General features: G+C 64.6%; 2 protein-coding genes. Both read right to left on the reverse strand.

Features of this window, described 5'->3' with window-relative positions; translation table 11 throughout:
- Positions 1 to 326: CHC2 zinc finger domain-containing protein (locus WAW39_RS17365; protein ID WP_422320449.1), on the reverse strand; the 326-nt coding region annotated here is incomplete at its 3' end.
- A 391-nt stretch (positions 327 to 717) separates the two neighbouring features.
- The gene (locus tag WAW39_RS17370) at positions 718 to 1,086 is read right to left on the reverse strand and encodes a hypothetical protein (protein WP_422320450.1); all 369 of its coding nucleotides are present in this window, start codon (positions 1,084 to 1,086) and stop codon (positions 718 to 720) included.
- Between the last annotated feature and the right edge of the window lie 665 nt (positions 1,087 to 1,751).

Genomic DNA, 1,751 nt, shown 5'->3' on the forward strand with positions numbered 1-1,751 from the left:
CGTGGGGAGCCCGCGTGCGGCGCGTGGCCGGGCCTGGAGGGCGACACCCCGGCCAGCTCCAGAAAGACCCGCAACGCCTCCCCGGTGCTGATCTGCCGCGCCATGGCGATGAAGTCGATCACGTCCCCGTTCTGGCCGGTGCCGTAGTCCTTCCAGCGCTTCCCGTCCTTGGAGATGGAAAAGGAGGGGGGCTTGTCCTCGCGAAAGGGGGAGCGGCAAGTCTGTGCCGGCTGTCCCTCCAGCCCCAGCTTCCGCCACACCTCCGGGATGAGCAGGCGTTCCTTCAGGGCTGGTATGTCATGGTGGTTGGGTGGGCGTGTAGTCATAAAAGGGGAGGTTTGCAATGGTTGGCCGTGGTTTGCGGTTGTTTGCAGTGGTTGGCCGGATCGTCCTCGTCCTCGATCACGGCGAGTCGCAGGCTGAGAGGCGTAGGCGATTGGAAAGGGGGGCGGTGGGCGGCAGACCGCGCTGGGAGGAAGAAATCTACGGACGCGCACAACGCGTCCCTGCCACCCGGCGCGCCGCTCCGGGATGGTAGGGAACCGCTGTGCGGGTCCGTGATCATGGGGCTGCCGCTTCGCAGGCGCTCAAAAAGGTGCGCTGTCCATGGGGCTTCCGACAGCGGCAGGGCAGGGGGCATGGTGGTGATCGAAAAACAGGAGTTGGCAGGCGCTGGCAAAGAGGCGCCTGTGTGCTTAAAAATGGTGGTAACTGGTATTAGAAGACCGCAGCCATCCCGGTGGAATCGCCCAGGACGGGTGTGGCGGAAGCAGTGGCAGCATCGGCAGCGGAGGAAGCCGCCGTGGCCGGCTTCCCATGCATGCGCAGGGCCTCCATCACCTGCTCCAGGTCATAGCGCCGCGCATGGCGCACGCCGATGGAGGGGATGAAGCTGCCGCGGTTCCACTTCTTCAGCATGCGGCGGCTGATGCCCAGCGCCGCCATGAGCTGGGCGGAGGTGAGCAAGGCCGGTGGAAGTGAAGGCGGAGCCGGGGGCTCTGCGGCCGCCGTTGAAGGCGGCGCGGTGTGGGTTGCGGCAGCAGGGGCGCGAGAGACGGGCAGGACGGAGGTCGTGTTCAGTGTCATGGTCAGGAAGATCAGGTTCTGGCATCCCCCGCACGGGCCGCAGGAGACCTGCGATCCGTTCGGGTGAATGGAAAAAGTCTTGGGTCCAGATTTTAAAAGTCAACGCGCTTTATGGAAAAAGATGCGGAAAGAGGCTGTGGCGTGGCAGGGTGTATATAAACATGGTATAATGTGGTAGTATTGAAATCACCTGCGCACACGCGCGGAAGCACCGGGAGGCGGGCGCGACGATCCCCGCATTTTCACCGCCGCAAGGACGGCGCACCTTTTTGAGCGCCTGCGGAGCCGCAGACCCATGATCACGGACCCGCACAGCGGTTCCCTACCACCCCGATGCACCGCGCCGGATGGTAGGGACGCGTTGTGCGCGTCCGTAGAATCCTTCGTCCCATCGTGTGCAGGTGAGGCACCGCTTTCCCCCTTTTCTAAAACTCCCGCCTTCAGCGTGGACGAGCGCTCCACCGCCTGCGAATGCCGAGGGTCCCCGCATTTTCACCGCCGCAAGGACGGCGCACCTTTTTGAGCGCCTGCGGAGCCGCAGCCCCATGATCACGGACCCGCACAGCGGTTCCCTACCACCCCGATGCGCCGCGCCGGATGGTAGGGACGCGTTGTGCGCGTCCGTAGAATCCTTCGTCCCATCGTGTGCAGGTGAGGCACCGCTT

This window comes from Prosthecobacter sp. (assembly GCF_049294395.1).
Classification (GTDB): domain Bacteria; phylum Verrucomicrobiota; class Verrucomicrobiia; order Verrucomicrobiales; family Verrucomicrobiaceae; genus Prosthecobacter.